This is a genomic window from Streptomyces sp. NPDC003456, assembly GCF_042878735.1.
Classification (GTDB): Bacteria; Actinomycetota; Actinomycetes; order Streptomycetales; family Streptomycetaceae; genus Streptomyces.
Genome location: NZ_JBIAOK010000001.1, coordinates 597,107 through 613,369, shown reverse-complemented (window position 1 = coordinate 613,369; position 16,263 = coordinate 597,107). Strand labels below are relative to the sequence as shown.

Genomic DNA, 16,263 nt, shown 5'->3' with positions numbered 1-16,263 from the left:
TCACTCCTCGATCGCTCGGCACGCTGTCGGTGCGTCGCTTCCGAGAGTGGTCCCGCACGGGGTGCCGGGGCGTCGTACGGCCGGCGGCACCCCGCATACCCCGTGGGGAGCAGGCGGAGGGGCGCGGAGCGCCTCCCGTAGGGGCTACGCCTCCCGCCCGACGGCGTGCTCCGCCACCGCGTGGGCCAGCGCCATGATGGTGACCTGCGGGTTCACGCCCGGGGACGTCGGCAGCAGGCAGGCGTCGGCGACCAGGACCCCTTCCGTCCCGCGCAGCCTTCCGTCGGGGCGGACGGGGGCGCGCCCGCCGTCCGCCCCCAGGGCCGCCGTGCCCGTGGGGTGGAACGCCGACAGGTGCAGCCGGCGGCGGCCGGTGCGCCGCACCAGGTCCTCCAGGGCGCCCGGGGACGTGACCGACGGGTGGGACGGGATGCCGGTGAGCACCTCGCGGGCGCCCGCGGCGAAGAGGATGCGCCCCATGTGGACCAGGGACCGCAGCAGGCGGTCACCGTCCTCGGCGTGCAGGGCGTACGAGGCGACGGGGCGGTGTGCTCCGCGTACGCGCCCGGAGGGCCGGTCCGAGACCATCGCGCCGAGCAGGCCGAGATGTCCCGCCCCCTCCAGCTCGCGCTTCAGCTCGGCGCCGAGGTGCGGGAGGACGAACGAGGTCATGCCGGGCGGTGCCGCCGTCGCCTCGATGAGGATGCCGTCGCGGTGCCACTCGTCGACCCCGACGCTCTGCAGGACATTGGGACCCGCGCCCGGACCGGTGACGGGCTCCGCGAACCGCCCGGCGACACTGACGGCCGGGTGGATCGCCAGGTTCCGGCCCAGCCGGGGGTGCCCGGCGAGCCCCGAGCGCCGCAGCAGAGCAGGGGTGTGCAGGGCCCCCGCCGCCACCACCACGAGATCCGCGCCGACCGTGAAGGCCGTGCCGTCCGGACGGTGCGCCTCGACCCCGACGGCACGGCGCGCCCCGGCCCGCCGCTCGGTGAGGACCCGGGTGGCCCGGGCACGGGTGACGATGCGCGCCCCCGCCGCGCAGGCCGCGGGCAGCACGGACAGCTGCACCGCCTGCTTGGCACCGCTCGGGCACCCGGCGACGCACTCGCAACAGCCCCCGCAACCGGTGGCGTTGCGGCGCAGGGGAGCCGCGGACCAGCCCAGCCGCTCGGAACCGGCCAGCGCCAGACCGCCGTTGCGGCCGAGGACGGACGGATCGGGGACGCCCACCCCGAGAAGGCTCTCCACGTGGTCCAGATGACGGCCGAAGGCGGCGGGGTCCGCGCAGGCGACACCGTGGGTCCGGTGCCATCGCCGCAGCACGTCGTCGGGTGTGCGGAAGCAGGTGCCCGAGTTGACCAGGGTGGTGCCGCCGACGGCCCTGCCGAGCGGGAGCAGCACGGGCGGCAGACCCCAGGCGAGGGTGGCGCCGCCGTCACGGTAGGCGTCGGCGAACCGGTCCAGCGGCGGGCGCGAGGCGAGCTCCTGCGTCGAGAAGTGCCGCCCCTCCTCCAGGACCACGACCGAACGTCCGGAGGAGGCCAGGGTCAGCGCCGCCACGGCACCGCCCGCACCGGACCCGATCACCACCGCGTCGACATGGGACACCGCCGGCCACTCGGACGACGGGCACAGGTCCAGCGGAGGATCGGCCCGGACGAGAGGGCGGACGGCCCGGGTGCCGTGCCGGCTCGCCCCCGCGGCCAGCAGCAAGGGGATCTTCACGTTGTCGAGCAGGGCTTCGAAGCCCGGCAGCCGGACCAGCCGCCGCAGGAGCCGGGCCCTGGCGCCCGGCGGCAGCCGGTGGGCGCGCCGCCCCGTGGTCAGCACGGAGAAGCCGTCGAGTGCGACGTCCGCCGCGTGCAGACCCGTACGGACGTGGGGCGGCAGGCAGGACACGAAGCGCCGCAGGCGTTCGGACACCTGCCGCTCCCACTCCGGACCGTCCCCGCCGATGTCCAGCAGCACCGCCGACAGCGCGCGGCCGCCGGCCGCCGTCACCGCAGCCCCACTTCGGCGTGCGCGGTGCCCCGCAGGTCCCAGACCCGCTCGGTGCGCCAGCGGCCTCGGCGCAACCGCTCCAGGCGGACCTGGACGTCGGCCCGCTCGCTGTTGTGGCAGGTCGCCCTGCCGCCGTCCGGATCGGTGTAGCCCACCGCGGTCCGCCTGTCCTCCGGCAGGTGCACCCGCACCGCGATACGGCGTCCTCCCGCGCGGCCCGCGACGGTCCAGGTCGGCAACTGCGGCCGGCCCCGGAACCGTCCGACGCCCAGCACGCCCAGCGGACTGCGCCAGTCTCCCTCCGGCCAGTCCCGTCCTCCGCTGCGCAACCGCAGGAACACCAGGGGCGGAAGGTGCCGCAGCACGGGCAGGCCGGAGACGGCCGTCACCACCTCCAGCACGGTGTCGTCGTCCAGGTCGGCGTGCAGCCAGGCCCAGCGGTGGGCGTTGCCGCGGCCGGCGATGCGGGCGTCGGCGCCCGGCGCGCCCGCCAGCGGCAGTGCCTGACCGTCGAGGCGGACGGTCCCGGAGTAGCGCGCCCGCGGCCGGTTGACGACGTGCACGGCGGGCAGCAGCCTGCGTCTCCACGCCAGCCGGGGAAAGGTGTGCAGGGGCGCGGCGTCCGCCGCCACCTCGAGGTCCCAGGCCAACCGGTCGGTGCTCCCGCGCAGTTGGCGTGCGGTGGCGACGGCGGCCGGGGAGTGGAAGCCGGCCGGCTGCGCCGGGACGGAGCCGCCGGGCACCGGGGGTTCCACCGCCAGGGGGTGCGGGCCGAAACGGTCGATGACGGGGGGCGCGTCCGGTGCGTACACCGCCGCCCAGCCGTGCGTGTAGGGAGCGCCCTCGACCGGGCGGACCAGTTCGTGGTGGAGCCAGTAGCCGGTTCCGGTGTCCGGGTCGGTGAAGGTGCTGTACCAGACGTTGAGACGGTCCGGTCGGGCCGCGGTCAGGGTGTCGGCGGTGGGGGACCGGAAGCAGGGCGGGCCGGCCGCGGGGAAGCGCCAACTCGCCGCGAACGCCGGAAATGTGCGCAGCCGGAACCGTAGGAGGCCGGCGCCGCGGACGCCGGGGGAGGAGCGCCTCTCGTCGGCCGCCGGGGAGAAGCCCTCCACGCCGGGCAGGGCAGAGGACTCCCGCCCTTCGGCCGCTTCGGCGGGTCGCAGCCGGATCGGCAGGGTGGTCATGGAGCGCAGCGGACTGCGCCACACCGGGGACTTGTGCCCCTCCAGGACGTAAGGGCGGCCGTCGCGGGCCGTGAAGCGCACGCGGTAGGCGATCCGGCCCCGGGACAGCGGGGCGATCAGCATGCTGCCGGAGGCGTGAGGGTCGTCGGCCCAGTCCCCGAGGCGAACGCGGCCTGTCAGGCGAGCCGTCGTGGAGCCGAACGGGCGGAACGCGCCGCGTGTGGTCACCGACAGGTCGAGCCTCACGGGCTGCGCCCCGCTCCCTGCCGGGTCCGATGCTCCGCCTTCTGCCGTGTCCGGTGCCCCGCCTTCTGCCGGTTCCGGCCGCAGGGTCCCCTGCATGGTCTCCACGAAGCGCGCTCCCCGGCGTGCTGCCATCTGCGGCACCCTCCTCGTCGTCCGGTCTGGTGGCTCAGTGGCTCAGCCACTCAGGGCAGAGAACCAGCCCCCGCCCCGGAGGTCAACCCCTCAGCGCCGCAAGCGGTTTGTGAATGAGGGACGCGGAGGCAGCGCCCTCACCGCCGTCGCGCGTGCCTCTTCAGATCCGCGGTCATCTCCTCGGCGGTCCGCCGGAAGTAGTCCTCCGCCGCGCGCCCGGCCTCCTCCACCTCGCCGTTCACCACCGGCTCCACCACCTGCCGGATGCGGTCCGCGGCGGCCGCGGGGTCCGCGAACGGGGTGCTCATCACGTGACGGACGGGAAGGTAGGCGTTGAGCAGGGTGTTCGTCAGCAGCAGGTAGACGCGGTTGCCGGTGGCGCGGGCCAGCTCCCGGTGCACGTCCGCCTCGGCGAGCTGTGCCGCGGCCGGGTCCGGCGCGCCGGCGACCGCGTCGGCCGCCGCACGCAGCCGGACACCCTGCGCGGTCCCGCACTGCGCGGCGGCCTTGCGCGCGATGACCCCGCCGATGGCGCGCCGCGCCTCGAACACGTCCGACAGCCACCGCCCGTCCTGCCCCACCAGCAGGGGCAGCAGGTCGACGCCGCCGGACCGTAGGAAGTCCAGCACGCGCGTGCCCACGCCGTGGCGCGTGCGGAGCAGACCGGCCTGCTCCAGCCGGGACAGGGCGTGCTTCAGGGTGGTGCGGGTGACGCCGTAGGAGGCGGCGAGTTCGCGCTCCGGCGGGAGGAGGGAGCCGGGTGGGAGGGTGCCGTCCAGGATGCCCGTGCGCAGGCGCTCCTCCAGTACGTCGACGACGGACTGGCGCACGATCGCTTCGCTCGGCATGGGCGCGCTCCCTCGGTTCGGTCCGCGTTGCCGCCGGTGGGGCGGCGGACCGGATGTCGGATCTTCGCAGGCAGTGGACCAGCGCCGACTTACGACCGTCAAGCGGGAGCCGGAGCAGCACCGCGCGGCCGGCCTCAAGGCCTTACGCATCGCATGTCCACAGCCACCGGGAACAAGGACGGCTCTACCGGGTGCCACCGGTGTTCCGTTCCGCCCAGTGGCATACGGCCGGGCGGGCGGCGCGCCACTCAGCACGGGGGCCGGACGTGCGCCCCTGCGCCGGTGCGCCCGAACCGGCAGCGGGAGCGCGCCGCCCCGCGCGTCGGACGCCGGTCGATCTCCGTGGAGCGGGCAGCGCGCGTGTGAGCCCTGGATGCGCCCCCTCCGCTGCGGCCACTATGCGCCGTGACGACGGACAAGTGGCCGAAGAGTGTCGGTCCGCGTTCCAGAAGGGCGGCGTGACGGAAGATGCTGGTACATCTGCCGAAGACGGTGGCGGAGGCGCGGGAGCACGTGGCTGAGGGTGCGGTGCCGGTCGGCGGAGCCACCCTCGTCTGGGCGACCTGGCAGCGCGACGGCTTCCCCGGACAGGCCGTGTCCTTGCGTGAGGTGCCGCAGGCCAATGCCATGGGTCCGGAGGAACTGGGCGGTGCGGTCGTCCTGAGCCGTATCGGCGAGGAGGTCCCGTACGTTCTGCGCGTCGCGGCCGCCGGGGTGGGCACGGGCGCGGTGCGCCGCGCGGCGACCGTCGGCGGCAACATAGCGGGCAGCACCCTGCGTTGCCTGCTGCCCGCGGCCCTGGTCCTGGAAGCCCGGGCGATCGTACTGGCTCCGCACGGCGTCTACGAGACGGATCTCGCCGAGGTGACGGCCAAACGCCCGGTGCTGCTCGGCCTGCGCTGGAGCACGCCGGTCGCCAGCGCCTACCGCAAGCTGCCCGCTGCGGCCGGCGGCGCCCCGCCTCTGGTGGTCGCCACGGCCCTGCACGCCGGCACCGATCCCGACGCCGGTCACGGCACCGGTCCCCGCACCGACGCCGGTCACGGCACCAGTCCCCGCACCGACGCCGGCACCGGGCATCGCCTCCGCGTCGCCGTGCGCGACGGGTACGACGTCCTGACCGCGACCGCGAACCTCGTCCCCGGCACCGCCCACCCCGCGGACCAGTTGCGCGAGACGCCTCTCGCGGACCTTCCCGGCGCCTGGGGCCTGATCGACGAGCAGGTCGCCGCACTGATGGCGGCCGCTTCGGCCGAGGGGAGGACGGGCGACGAACCGCGGCGGTCGGGTTGAGCGCAAGGCCGGATCGCCGGCAGCCCGACGAGACGCGCCCTGCGGCAGGGGCCCGGCAGCGGAGGCAAGGGCAGGACGCCGTCCTGACAGGGAGGACGTAGGGTACGCGTGACACGACCGGGCAGGACGGACCCGACACGCCCCCGAGCGGCAACCTCCTGCCGTCCCACCCGGCAGGAAGGTCACGGTGAGCACCCTCGTTGCCCGGCCGATCAGTACCGAGCGAGTCGACCTGCTGCCGCTGCGCGTCGAGCACGCCGAGGAGATGGCCCTCGTGCTGTCCGACCCCGGCCTGCACGAGTTCACCGGTGGCACCCCCGACACCCCGCACACCCTGCGCTCCCGGTACGAGCGCATGATCGCGGGCTCCCTCGACCCGGCTGTGTCCTGGCTGAACTGGGTGCTGCGCCTGCGTACCGAGTCCTGCCTGACGGGTACGGTCCAGGCGACGGTCGGCCCGTCGGGTGACGGGCTCACCGCCGAGATCGCCTGGGTGGTGGGAACGCCGTGGCAGGGAAGGGGCATCGCCCGCGAAGCGGCCGGCGGGTTGCTCTCCTGGCTCCGTGAACAGCCCGTGCGCACGGTCGTCGCCCACATCCACCCGGACCACCGGGCGTCCGCCGCCGTCGCCACGGCGGCCGGCCTCGCGCCGACGGACGCCTGGCACGACGGCGAGAGGCGCTGGCAGCTCACGCTCGGCGGCTGACCGTCGCCACCGGGACGAAACTCCCTGGCCGCGCGGGTCCGAGCAGGGGTAGCGTCCGGCTTCCGAAGCCCGACGCCGTTCACCTCCCAGGATGACCCCATGACCAGCCCGCGACCGACGACGATCCTCTGGCGCCCGACCGGCCCCGAGGAACTGGAGCTGGTCCGGCGGCTGAACTGGCGCGCCTGGCCTCCGCGTCTGCCCGAGCAGCCGATCTTCTACCCGGTGCTGAACGAGGATTACGCGATCCGGATCGCACGGGACTGGAACGTGAAACACGACGGCGCGGGATTCGTCACGCGCTTCGAGGTCGACGCACAGTTCCTCAGCCGCTACCCCGTGCGCCAGGCGGGCGGACGGACGATCCTCGAACTGTGGGTGCCGGCCGAGGAACTGGACGACTTCAACGCCCACATCGTCGGTGACATCCAGGTGGTCCACACGTTCCGCTGACTCGGGGCGCCCTCCTCGACGGCGCAGGTGCTGCCGCTGATCGGCGGACAGACAGGCGGGGTCACGGAGGCGAGCGAGCCGTTCGCCCACTCGGCAAGGCCGCAGACGGCCACTGATAGCCTCATGTGGATCACGGAAGGCAGGTCCGACGTACGTCGTCGCGGGCCCGGGGCCACCTGATCGCCGCGACCGCCGCTGACGGACCGAAAGGCAACACCGCACTCCCATGCACCTGCGCACCCCCCGTACCTCTCTGGCCGCAACCGTCGCCGCGCTGGCGCTCACCCTCACCGCCTGCGGAGGCGGGGGCGAGTCCGCCGACGGCAAGTCCCGGCCCGGCAAGGGGAAGTCCGAGTCGGCGAAGGCCGGGGCCACGTTCCGCCTCGGTGAGTCGAGCCCGATCCAGGAGAGCACGGCCCAGAAGTACAAGGGGTCGACGTACACGCTGACCCCGACGAAGGTGGAGACCGGCACGAAGGCCGACATGGCCGCCTCCGGCCTCAAGAAGGACAAGGACGACGAGCCCCAGGTGCCGGTCTACGTCTGGACCACCCTGAAGCACGTCAGCGGCAAGCCCATGGAGTCCGGTGACATGGACGACGACCTGATCGTCCGGACGGACAAGGGCAAGCGCACCAGGGCGCTCATCGTGCTGCTGGGGGAGGCGAAGTGGCCCGACTGCCCGGCGCCTCAGGACAAGACCCTGAGCCCCGGACAGTCACAGAAGATCTGCAAGGCGTTCCTCATCCCCGCCGGTCAGAAGGCGAGCGCCGTCGAACTGTTCCAGGGCTTCTACAAGAAGCCCCTGGAGTGGCCGGTGAACGGCTGACCGGACCCGGCCGTCAGCGCACAGGGAAACCGCACGAGTAGCCCTGTTCTTTGAGCCAGGGGAGGATGCGGCGCAGGGCCTCGACAGTCTGGGAGCGGTCGCCGCCCGCGTCGTGGAAGAGGAGCGTCGGTCCGTTGGCCAGCTCCCGCTGGACCGTGGCCACGATGGCGTCGGCGCCTGGGCGTTCGAAGTCCTTGGTGTCGACGTTCCAGCCCAGCGGCCGCATTCCCCGTGACGCGGCGAGCTTGCGGCTGTACGGCGTGAACGCCCCACCGGGCGCCCGGTAGTACATCGGCCGGACACCTCCCGACGCCTTGGTGATCATGCGCTCGGCGTCGAGGATCTGCTGTGACTGGTAGGTCCGGGAGTTCTTGTCCATGGCGGTGTCGTGCGAGACGGAGTGGTCGCACAGCCGGTGTCCGGCCGCGACCACCTTCTTGACGAGGCCGGGATGCGCCTGGGCCTGGGTGCCCACCATGCAGAACGTGGCCTTGACCCCGTACTGCCGCAGCACGTCGAGGACTTGAGGGGTCCACACGGGGTCGGGGCCGTCGTCGATCGTGATGTTGACGCCGCGGGCCCCCTTCTCCGACGCGTGCGCGATGGTGACCGCGACCGGCTCGACGTCGCCGCCGGGGGAAGCGGACGCGGTCGCCTTTGGTGCCGGCGTGTCCGTGGCGCCGGCCTGTGCGGTCCACACCGACGCGCCGGTGGCCAGCACCGTCACCCCCAGTGCCGCGCCGATGACCTTGCCGTACCAGCCCCGCCCGCCGCCGTGCCGCGCCATGTCCGCCCCGCTCCCACGCAGTTCCTCGTCCGGTCCCCGGCCGCCTCGCGACCATCTGACAGGACGACGCCCGACGGCCGCGGGATCCGCCCGTTACGGATTCCGGACGATTCCGCGGAGGATCCCGGACAACCGGCCCGGGCGATGCGGGCATCCCGGCGAGCAGGCGGCGAAGTCCAGGTGCCGGCAAGGGCCGTTCCTGCTCGTCACCCGCCCCCGCCTGCCTCCCCGTCCGTCCCGGGGCCGGTGGAGAGGCTGGGCTCCCACCGTCCCGCGCCGCTCGGTGCGACGCCCGGAGTCACCCCCGGGCCGGGTGACGCCTGCCGCCGCTCCGGCGCGGCGTTCAGGCTCAGGCGGGAGACGATGCGGTAGCGGTCCCCGCGGTAGATCGAGTGGACGTACTCCACGGGCCGGCCCCGCGTGTCGCTGGTGTGGCGCTCGAAGAGCAGCGCCGGCGACAGTTCGGGCACACCCAGCAGTCTGGCCTCCGCCTGGCTGACCACCGTGGGCTCGATCGTCTGCGTGGCGTCGCTGACCTGCACCCGGTGCCGTTCGCGCAGGTGCTCGTAGAGGTCGCCCGTCTCCAACTCCCGTGCGCTGAGGGCGGGTACCAGTTGCGCCGGGATGTGCAGGTGCTCGATGGCCATCGGGGCACCGTCGACCAGTCTCAGCCGCGCCGCGTAGACGATCTCGGCGGCGGGGGACAGGTGCAGTTTGCGGCCCACCCGGGCGCCCGCCGTGATGGTGGCGAACTCCAGCAGACGGCTCGACCAGGCGCCGGACGCCTGGGGCAGGACCATGCCCCGGGAGTCCGCGACGAGCTCCTGCGTGATCTTCTCCGGTGCCACGAACATGCCGCGCCCGTGCTCGCGCACCAGGAGCCCCGCCGCGACGAGTTCGTCGACCGCCGCGCGGAGCGTCGGGCGGGAGACCTTGAGCGCGGCGCACAGGGACCGCTCGGAGGGGATCGCGTCCCCGGGGTGCAGGGACTCGATGAGCTGCAGGATGTGGTCCCGCACCCGCTCCCGCTTGAGTACCGCCCCCGACCCGTCAGCGCCCATGCCCGACCGCTCCCGCCCCGCCGTACGCGAAGAATCCCCGACCCGCTCCGTGGACTCTTTACCACTCGACGCCTGCTGGTCAAGCACGGGGTGCCCCGCTCCCGGGCGATCTGCGTGCCGACCGGAGCGAAAAGTGAGGCAGGCGCGGGGGATTGACGCCCCTATTGGTCTATGCCATTTTCATCGACCAACGAGAGGTCACCTGTCCAGTGGCTCAACTGGTCAGGTTCCTTGGCGCCTTACCTCCAGAGGTGAACTGTGAAGCACCGCATGCTTGCAGGACTGACCGCACTGATGATCGTCTCGGGTGCCGGCGCCTGCGGCGACGGCTCCGGATCGTCCGGCGACTCCGCCGACGGCGCCACGACGATCGACGTCTGGCTCATGCGGGACAGCGTCTCGGCGCAGTTCCAGAAGCAGTTCGTCGCGGGCTTCGAGGCCGCCCACCCCGACATCGACGTCAAGGTGCAGATACAGGAGTGGGACGGCATCGGGGAGAAGGTCACGGCCGCTCTCGCCAGCAACGACGCCCCGGACGTCATCGAGACGGGCAACACGCAGGTCGCCCGGTACGCCCGGAGCGGGGGCCTGCTCGACCTCAGTGACAAGGTCGACGAACTCGGCGGCGGGGACTGGCTCAAAGGGCTGGCCGAGCCGGGTGCGTTCGAGGGCAAGCAGTACGGCATCCCGTACTACGCCGCCAACCGGGTCGTGATCTACCGTACCGACCTGTTCGAGAAGGCCGGCGTCGACGCGGACTCCATCCGGACCCGGGACCAGTGGATCGCCGCCACCGAGAAGCTCGACTCGGGAAGCACGCAGGGCATCTATCTGCCGGGGCAGATGTGGTACGCGCTGGCCGGGTTCATCTGGGACGAGGGCGGCGACCTGGCCGCGCGGTCGGGCGGCAGCTGGCGGGGCACCCTCGACACACCGCAGGCGCTGCGCGGCATGGACTTCTACAAGAGGCTTCAGGCTCTCGGGAAGGGCCCGAAGGACTCCGACGAGGCGGAGCCGCCCCAGGCCGAGGTCATGGCCAAGGGCCAGGTGGCGCAGATCATCTCCACGCCCGGCGGAGCCAACGTGGTGAGGGAGAACAATCCCGAACTGGAAGGCAAACTCGGCTTCTTCCCCGTCCCGGGGAAGACGGCCGCGCGGCCCGGCTCGGTGTTCATCGGCGGCTCCGACCTGGTCATCCCGGCCGCGTCGGGCAAGCCGGAGGCCGCCTTCACCTTCGTCGAGGAACTGACCGGCGACACCTGGCAGCGCAAGCTCGCCGCGGCCATGAGCTACGTGCCGAACAAGGCGACCCTGGCCGACGCGGTCGCCTCCGACCCGGGTGCCGCCGCCATGGCGGCGGGCGCCGCCGTCGGCCGGGCGACACCCAACACCCCCGGCTGGGCCGCCGTCGAGGCGAAGAACCCCCTCAAGGACTACATGACAGCGGTCCTGACCGGCGGCGACGCCCGGGCGGAGGCGGCCCGTGCCTCCGCGTCCATCACCGCCGCCATGAACGGCTCCTGAAGGCCCACCGGCAGGCAGCCCCGGCACCGCCCATCGGCGCGGTCCCGCCGTACAGGCCACTGACGACAACCAAGGAGGCGACACCGTGTCGGTCGTCCGCGACTCCAGTGCGCCACCCGCCCCGAGCCGCCCACCGGCGCGGCCCCCCGCGAAACCGCGACGCGGCGGCGCACCGCGGGCCGGCCGGGCCGGCCCATGGCCCTACCTCCTCGCGGCCCCCACGGTCCTGGGCATGCTGTACCTCCTGCTCCACCCCCTCGCCCGCGCCGTACTGATCTCGCTGCAGGACTTCCAGCTGCGTCAACTCATCAGCGGGAAGGCCGAGTTCGTGGGTCTGCGGAACTACCGGACGCTGCTGGCGGACGAGCGCTTCTGGCAGGCCGTACGCCGCACCTTCGTCTTCATGGCGGCGAACGTCGTCCTGATCATGGTGCTGGCCGTCCTGGTCGCCCTGCTCGTCGAGCGGCTGGGCCGCCTGTGGCGCACGGCCGTGCTCAGCGCGCTCGTCCTCGCCTGGGCGATGCCCGTCATCGCCGCCACCACCGTCTTCCAGTGGCTCTTCCACTCCGAGTTCGGCATCGTCAACGGGGTCCTGCAACAGCTCGGCTTCTCCTCGTTCGACCGCTACCCCTGGTTCGCCCACGGTCCGGCCGCCTTCACCATCCTGGTGCTGCTGATCGTCTGGCAGTCCGTCCCGTTCGCCGCCGTCACCCTCTACTCGGCCCTGACGACCGTCCCCGCGGAACTGTACGAAGCGGCCCGCATCGACGGCGCCTCGGCCGCGCGCGTCTTCCGCGCCGTGACGCTCCCCCTGATCCGGCCGATCTTCATGCTGGTCCTGTCCCTCGAAGTCATCTGGACCTTCAAGGCGTTCGTCCAGATCTGGGTCATGACCAACGGCGGACCGGGTGACGCCACCACCATCCTGCCCGTCTACGCCGTCCACACCGCCCTGTCGAGCCAGCGCTACGACGTCGGCTCCGCGGCCTCCATGGTCACCGTCCTGCTGATGGCCGGCGTACTCGTCCTCTACTTCCGCCAGTTGTTCCGCCAGGAGGGCGACACCCCATGAGTGCCGGATCCCCGACCCCCGCCCCCGCACGTCGCGGCGCCGGAGCAGGACCACGCCCCCGGGCCCGCCGGCGCCTGCTGCTGAACTCCGCCGCCTGCCTGACGATCGCCGTGTGCGTCTTCCCCCTGTACTGGATGATCACCACGGCGTTCACACCCCACCGCGACATCCAGTCCGGCACACCGCGACTCCTGCCGCACACCTGGACCTTGCAGCACTTCCGTACGGCGGTGGCGGCGGACGGCTTCGCACTGTTCTGGCGCAACAGCCTCCTGGTGACCGCCGGTGCCGTCCTGCTCGCGCTGGTCGTCGCGCTCGGGGCCTCGTACGCGGTGGCCCGCATGCGCTGGCGCGGCCGGCGCCCGTTCATGCTGCTGGTGTTCATCGCCCAGATGGCACCGTGGGAGGCGCTGATCATCCCCGTGTACATCATCTCCCGCGACACCGGCATGCTCGACCGGCTGCCCACCCTCACGCTGGTCTACTTCATGATGACGCTGCCGTTCACCATCGTGGTGCTGCGCGGCTTCATCGCCGCGATCCCGCCGGAGCTGGAGGAGGCGGCGCAGGTCGACGGCTGCACCCGCCGGCACGCCTTCCGCCACATCACCTTCCCCCTCCTCGCACCCGGGCTGATGGCCACCTCGCTGTTCGGCTACATCACCGCCTGGAACGAGTTCGCCTACGCCAACTTCCTGATCATCAAGCAGCAGGACAGCCGCACCCTGCCGGTCTGGCTGTCCTCGTTCCAGAACGTCTTCGGCACCGACTGGGGCGCCACCATGGCCGCCTCCACCCTCTTCGCGCTTCCCGCCCTCGCCGTCTTCCTCCTCCTCCAACGCCACGTGACCGCCGGCTTCGCCGCCGGCGCCGTCAAGGGCTGAGCCCGCACCCCCACTCAGCCGCGACCCCTCCGGAGACAGCCGTGACCCCGTCCTCGCCGCGGACCACGCTCGTGCCCCGACCCACCAAAGCCCGCATCAAGACGGGCCAGTTCACCTTCGACGCCGGCACCCGCATGCGCGTCACCGCGGGCGCCGAGCCCGCCGCCGACCTCCTGCGCGCCCTCCTCGCGCCCGCCACCGGACTGCCGCTGCCCCCGGCCGCCGACGGCCCCGTCGTCCTCGCCCTCGACACGGCCCTGACCGGCCTGGGCAGCGAAGGCTACGGGCTGACGATCGGACCCCACTCGGTGCTCCTGCGCGCCCGCAGCGTCACCGGTCTCCTGCGCGGCGTGCAGACCCTCCGCCAACTGCTCCCCGCGCAGGCCCTCGCCACCGGCCCCCGACCCGGTGTGCGCTGGACCGTGCCCTGCGCCGACATCACCGACGTCCCCCGGCTGCCCTGGCGCGGAGCCATGCTCGACGTGGCCCGCCACTTCCAGCCCCTGCCGTACCTGCTGCGCTACGTCGACCTGCTGGCCCTGCACAAGATCAACGTCTTCCACCTGCACCTGACCGACGACCAGGGCTGGCGCATGCCCGTCTCCGCCTACCCCAAGCTCACCGAGATCGGAGGACACCGCCGCCGGTCGGCGCTCGGACCGGACGGCGACCGCCACGACGACACACCCCACGGCGGCGCCTACACCCGGGCCGAGCTCACCCGCCTCGTCGCCCACGCGGCGGCCCGCGGCATCACGGTCATGCCGGAGATCGAGATGCCCGGCCACTCCCGCGCCGCCCTGGCCGCCTACCCGCACCTCGGCAACCGGCCCGAGCGCACCCTGGACGTCTGGACCCGGTGGGGGGTGTGCGACACGATCCTCGGGGTCCACGAAGAGGTCCTCGACTTCTGCCGGACCGTGTTAGGGGAAGTCATGGACGTCTTCCCCTCGCCCCACCTCCACATCGGCGGCGACGAGTGCCCCACCACCGAATGGGAGCGCAGCCCGGCGGCCGCGAGCCGCGCCCGGAGCGAGGGACTGAGCCGGCCGGCCGCGCTGCACGGCTGGTTCCTCGACCGCGTCGGCACCTTCCTCACCCGGCAGGGACGGCACCCGGTCGCCTGGATGGAGAGCGGCACCGATCTGCCCGCCGGCTTCACCGCGATGGCCTGGCGCGACCCCGCACACGCCCTGCGCGCCGCCCGGCGCGGCCACGACGTGATCAACTCCTACCACCGCGCGACCTACCTCGACCATCCGCAGAGCCCCGGCCCCGACGAACCGCCCGGCCAGCCCGGCGGCGTGGTGAGACTCCAGGACGTCCACGGCCACGACCCCGTACCGGCGCCCGCGTCCCCGCACACAGCCGCCCGCGTCCTCGGCACGCAGGCGCACCTGTGGACCGAGTACGCCGCGACCCCCGCGCGCATCGAGTACCTCACCTTCCCCCGGCTGTGCGCCCTGGCCGACGCCGGCTGGACGGGGCCGACCACCTGGGCCGACTTCAGCGCCCGCCTGGCCGGCCACACCGCCCGCCTCGACGCGCTGGGAGTCGGCCGCCACCCCTGAACCGCACGACGGCGCCACGGCACCACCCCGGCACCGCAGCACAGCACCGTCCGTGCGCGTCCGGCCGCCCCGCGCGGCGGGACGACCCACCCCCACCCGGAAGGAAACAGCATGCAACGGCGCACCACTCCCCAGCGGTGGCGCATCGCCGCAGCCGCCGCCGTGGCCCTGGCCACCGCAACCACCCCGCTCACCGTCCTCACCGGCACGGCCGGCGCCGCCGGCGAGAGCGTCACCGTCCAGTACCGCACCGGCGCCGGCTCCGCCACGGCCGACCAGTCCGAACCCTGGCTGAAGGTCAGGAACACCGGGACCGCCCCCGTCCAGCTCTCCACCGTCAAGGTGCGCTACTACTTCAAAGCCGACTCGGCCGGGGCCGGCTACCGCTTCGCCTGCTCCTGGGCGGTCAAGGGCTGCGCCCACATCACCGGCACCTTCGGCACCCTCGCACACCCCACCGCCACCGCCGACCGCTACCTCGACATCGGCTTCACCGCCGGCGCCGGCAGCCTCGCGCCGGGCGCCGACACCGGGGACATGCAACTGCGCTTCCACCGCACGGACTGGCAGCCGCTCAAGCAGAGCGACGACTACTCCTTCAGCGCCGCCCGCACCACGTACGCCGACTGGCCGAAGGTCACCGCCCAGGTCTCGGGCAGCACGGTGTGGGGCACGGCGCCCGAGGGCAACGGCCCGACCGATCCGCCGACCGATCCGCCCACCGACCCCCCGGCCGGGGGGCAGACTCTGTTCGACGACTTCGACTACGCCGGCTCCAGCGACCCGAAGATCTCCGCGAACGGCTGGAACGTCCGGGCCAACGCCGGCGGCCCCGGCGTGCCGGGTGCCACCTGGGCCCCCGAGAACGTGACCTTCGCGGTCTCCGGCGGCAACTCGGTGATGAACCTGCGCACGTCGACCGCGGGAACGGCCGCCAGCACCAAGCACACCGAAGTCCTCACCAAGGCCACCAAGTTCAAGAACGGCACGTACGCCGCCCGCGTCAGGTTCTCCGACGCGCCGGTCTCCGGCCCCGACGGCGACCACCTGGTCCAGACGTTCTTCACCATCAACGACCTCAAGGCGCCGATGGCCGACGACTACGCCGAGTACGACTTCGAGTACCTGCCCAACGGCGGCTGGGGCGAGCCCTCCAACATCCTCTACACCACGTCCTGGGAGACCTACAACCCCGACCCCTGGCAGGCCGTCAACCAGCACACCGAGTCGCGGCAGAGCCACGCCGGCTGGCACGACCTGGTGCTCACCATCGACAACAGCAGCATCAAGTACTACGTGGACGGGCAGCTGTTCGGCACGCATGACGCGGCCTACCTGCCCGAACGCCCCATGTCGATCAACTTCAACCAGTGGCTGATCGACCTGGCGGGCCAGACGAGCACCACTCCGCGCGCCTACGACGAGCAGATCGACTACGTCCTGCACGTCAAGGACCAGGTGCTCACACCGGCCCAGGTCACGGCGAAGATCACCGCGTACCGCACAGCCGGCACGACGTTCGAGGACACCGTCCCCAACCCCTAACCGGGCAGCACCCGTCACCCACCCCAGGGCTGCCCGCCGTCACTCGAACCATTCACGACCGGCAGGCAGCCTCGGGCGCAGACCGCACACGTCGACTCGACATCCCAACGCAAGCGTCCGTCCA

At 72.9% G+C, this 16,263-nt stretch carries 14 protein-coding genes; 9 read left to right on the top strand and 5 right to left on the bottom strand.

The window, feature by feature from the left end; all coding sequences use genetic code 11:
• Positions 1-144 precede the first annotated feature (144 nt).
• From ACFYWG_RS02255 to ACFYWG_RS02245, 3 genes are all read right to left on the bottom strand, one after another.
• Complete coding sequence (locus tag ACFYWG_RS02255; RefSeq protein WP_389198746.1) at positions 145-2,004, bottom strand: GMC family oxidoreductase N-terminal domain-containing protein; 1,860 nt, start codon at positions 2,002-2,004, stop codon at positions 145-147.
• Complete coding sequence (locus tag ACFYWG_RS02250) at positions 2,001-3,434, bottom strand: hypothetical protein (RefSeq protein ID WP_389198743.1); 1,434 nt, start codon at positions 3,432-3,434, stop codon at positions 2,001-2,003. Before ACFYWG_RS02250 ends, ACFYWG_RS02255 begins: the two co-directional genes overlap by 4 nt.
• Before the next feature lie 269 nt (positions 3,435-3,703).
• Positions 3,704-4,414 (bottom strand): FadR/GntR family transcriptional regulator, encoded by a 711-nt coding sequence (locus ACFYWG_RS02245; RefSeq protein WP_385413809.1) that lies wholly within the window; start codon positions 4,412-4,414, stop codon positions 3,704-3,706.
• Positions 4,415-4,882: 468 nt separating this feature from the next.
• Between ACFYWG_RS02245 and ACFYWG_RS02240 the strand changes: the two genes are divergently transcribed.
• The 4 genes from ACFYWG_RS02240 to ACFYWG_RS02225 all read left to right on the top strand — a co-directional run bounded on the left by ACFYWG_RS02240 (position 4,883) and on the right by ACFYWG_RS02225 (position 7,695).
• Entirely contained in the window at positions 4,883-5,707 is an 825-nt protein-coding gene (locus tag ACFYWG_RS02240; protein WP_389198741.1) for an FAD binding domain-containing protein, read from the top strand.
• 187 nt (positions 5,708-5,894) lie between these two features.
• On the top strand, positions 5,895-6,413 hold the full coding sequence (locus tag ACFYWG_RS02235) for a GNAT family N-acetyltransferase (RefSeq protein WP_389198739.1): 519 nt from the start codon (positions 5,895-5,897) through the stop codon (positions 6,411-6,413).
• Between the two features lie 99 nt (positions 6,414-6,512).
• Entirely contained in the window at positions 6,513-6,866 is a 354-nt protein-coding gene (locus tag ACFYWG_RS02230; RefSeq protein ID WP_383499710.1) for a hypothetical protein, read from the top strand.
• A gap of 226 nt (positions 6,867-7,092) precedes the next feature.
• Positions 7,093-7,695 (top strand): hypothetical protein, encoded by a 603-nt coding sequence (locus ACFYWG_RS02225; protein ID WP_385413801.1) that lies wholly within the window; start codon positions 7,093-7,095, stop codon positions 7,693-7,695.
• Positions 7,696-7,708: 13 nt separating this feature from the next.
• Here ACFYWG_RS02225 and ACFYWG_RS02220 read toward each other — a convergent pair whose 3' ends face one another.
• Together ACFYWG_RS02220 and ACFYWG_RS02215 are read right to left on the bottom strand one after the other, a co-directional pair.
• On the bottom strand, positions 7,709-8,482 hold the full coding sequence (locus ACFYWG_RS02220) for a polysaccharide deacetylase family protein (RefSeq protein ID WP_389198736.1): 774 nt from the start codon (positions 8,480-8,482) through the stop codon (positions 7,709-7,711).
• A 206-nt stretch (positions 8,483-8,688) separates the two neighbouring features.
• On the bottom strand, positions 8,689-9,543 hold the full coding sequence (locus tag ACFYWG_RS02215; RefSeq protein ID WP_376327775.1) for a GntR family transcriptional regulator: 855 nt from the start codon (positions 9,541-9,543) through the stop codon (positions 8,689-8,691).
• Between the two features lie 270 nt (positions 9,544-9,813).
• Between ACFYWG_RS02215 and ACFYWG_RS02210 the strand changes: the two genes are divergently transcribed.
• The 5 genes from ACFYWG_RS02210 to ACFYWG_RS02190 all read left to right on the top strand — a co-directional run bounded on the left by ACFYWG_RS02210 (position 9,814) and on the right by ACFYWG_RS02190 (position 16,139).
• A complete protein-coding gene (locus ACFYWG_RS02210; protein WP_389198734.1) occupies positions 9,814-11,067 on the top strand; it encodes an extracellular solute-binding protein in 1,254 nt (417 codons plus the stop codon).
• An 85-nt stretch (positions 11,068-11,152) separates the two neighbouring features.
• Entirely contained in the window at positions 11,153-12,139 is a 987-nt protein-coding gene (locus ACFYWG_RS02205) for a carbohydrate ABC transporter permease (RefSeq protein ID WP_385413792.1), read from the top strand.
• Positions 12,136-13,023, top strand: a complete 888-nt coding sequence (locus ACFYWG_RS02200) for a carbohydrate ABC transporter permease (protein WP_383499728.1) — start codon at positions 12,136-12,138, stop codon at positions 13,021-13,023. The genes ACFYWG_RS02205 and ACFYWG_RS02200 overlap by 4 nt, the downstream gene beginning before the upstream one ends.
• Positions 13,024-13,094: 71 nt before the next feature.
• Positions 13,095-14,594 (top strand): beta-N-acetylhexosaminidase, encoded by a 1,500-nt coding sequence (locus ACFYWG_RS02195; RefSeq protein ID WP_389198731.1) that lies wholly within the window; start codon positions 13,095-13,097, stop codon positions 14,592-14,594.
• 111 nt (positions 14,595-14,705) lie between these two features.
• Positions 14,706-16,139: a cellulose binding domain-containing protein gene (locus ACFYWG_RS02190; RefSeq protein WP_389198729.1), complete on the top strand. Its 1,434-nt coding sequence runs from the start codon at positions 14,706-14,708 to the stop codon at positions 16,137-16,139.
• Positions 16,140-16,263 lie beyond the last annotated feature (124 nt).

What these genes read in the sequence shown, in the direction of transcription:
- ACFYWG_RS02245 (WP_385413809.1), bottom strand. Translation starts at nt 4,414, where the DNA reads ATGCCGAGCGAAGCGATCGTGCGCCAGTCCGTCGTCGACGTACTGGAG.
- ACFYWG_RS02240 (WP_389198741.1), top strand. Translation starts at nt 4,883, where the DNA reads ATGCTGGTACATCTGCCGAAGACGGTGGCGGAGGCGCGGGAGCACGTG.
- ACFYWG_RS02230 (WP_383499710.1), top strand. Translation starts at nt 6,513, where the DNA reads ATGACCAGCCCGCGACCGACGACGATCCTCTGGCGCCCGACCGGCCCC.
- ACFYWG_RS02225 (WP_385413801.1), top strand. Translation starts at nt 7,093, where the DNA reads ATGCACCTGCGCACCCCCCGTACCTCTCTGGCCGCAACCGTCGCCGCG.
- ACFYWG_RS02220 (WP_389198736.1), bottom strand. Translation starts at nt 8,482, where the DNA reads ATGGCGCGGCACGGCGGCGGGCGGGGCTGGTACGGCAAGGTCATCGGC.
- ACFYWG_RS02215 (WP_376327775.1), bottom strand. Translation starts at nt 9,543, where the DNA reads ATGGGCGCTGACGGGTCGGGGGCGGTACTCAAGCGGGAGCGGGTGCGG.
- ACFYWG_RS02210 (WP_389198734.1), top strand. Translation starts at nt 9,814, where the DNA reads ATGCTTGCAGGACTGACCGCACTGATGATCGTCTCGGGTGCCGGCGCC.
- ACFYWG_RS02200 (WP_383499728.1), top strand. Translation starts at nt 12,136, where the DNA reads ATGAGTGCCGGATCCCCGACCCCCGCCCCCGCACGTCGCGGCGCCGGA.
- ACFYWG_RS02190 (WP_389198729.1), top strand. Translation starts at nt 14,706, where the DNA reads ATGCAACGGCGCACCACTCCCCAGCGGTGGCGCATCGCCGCAGCCGCC.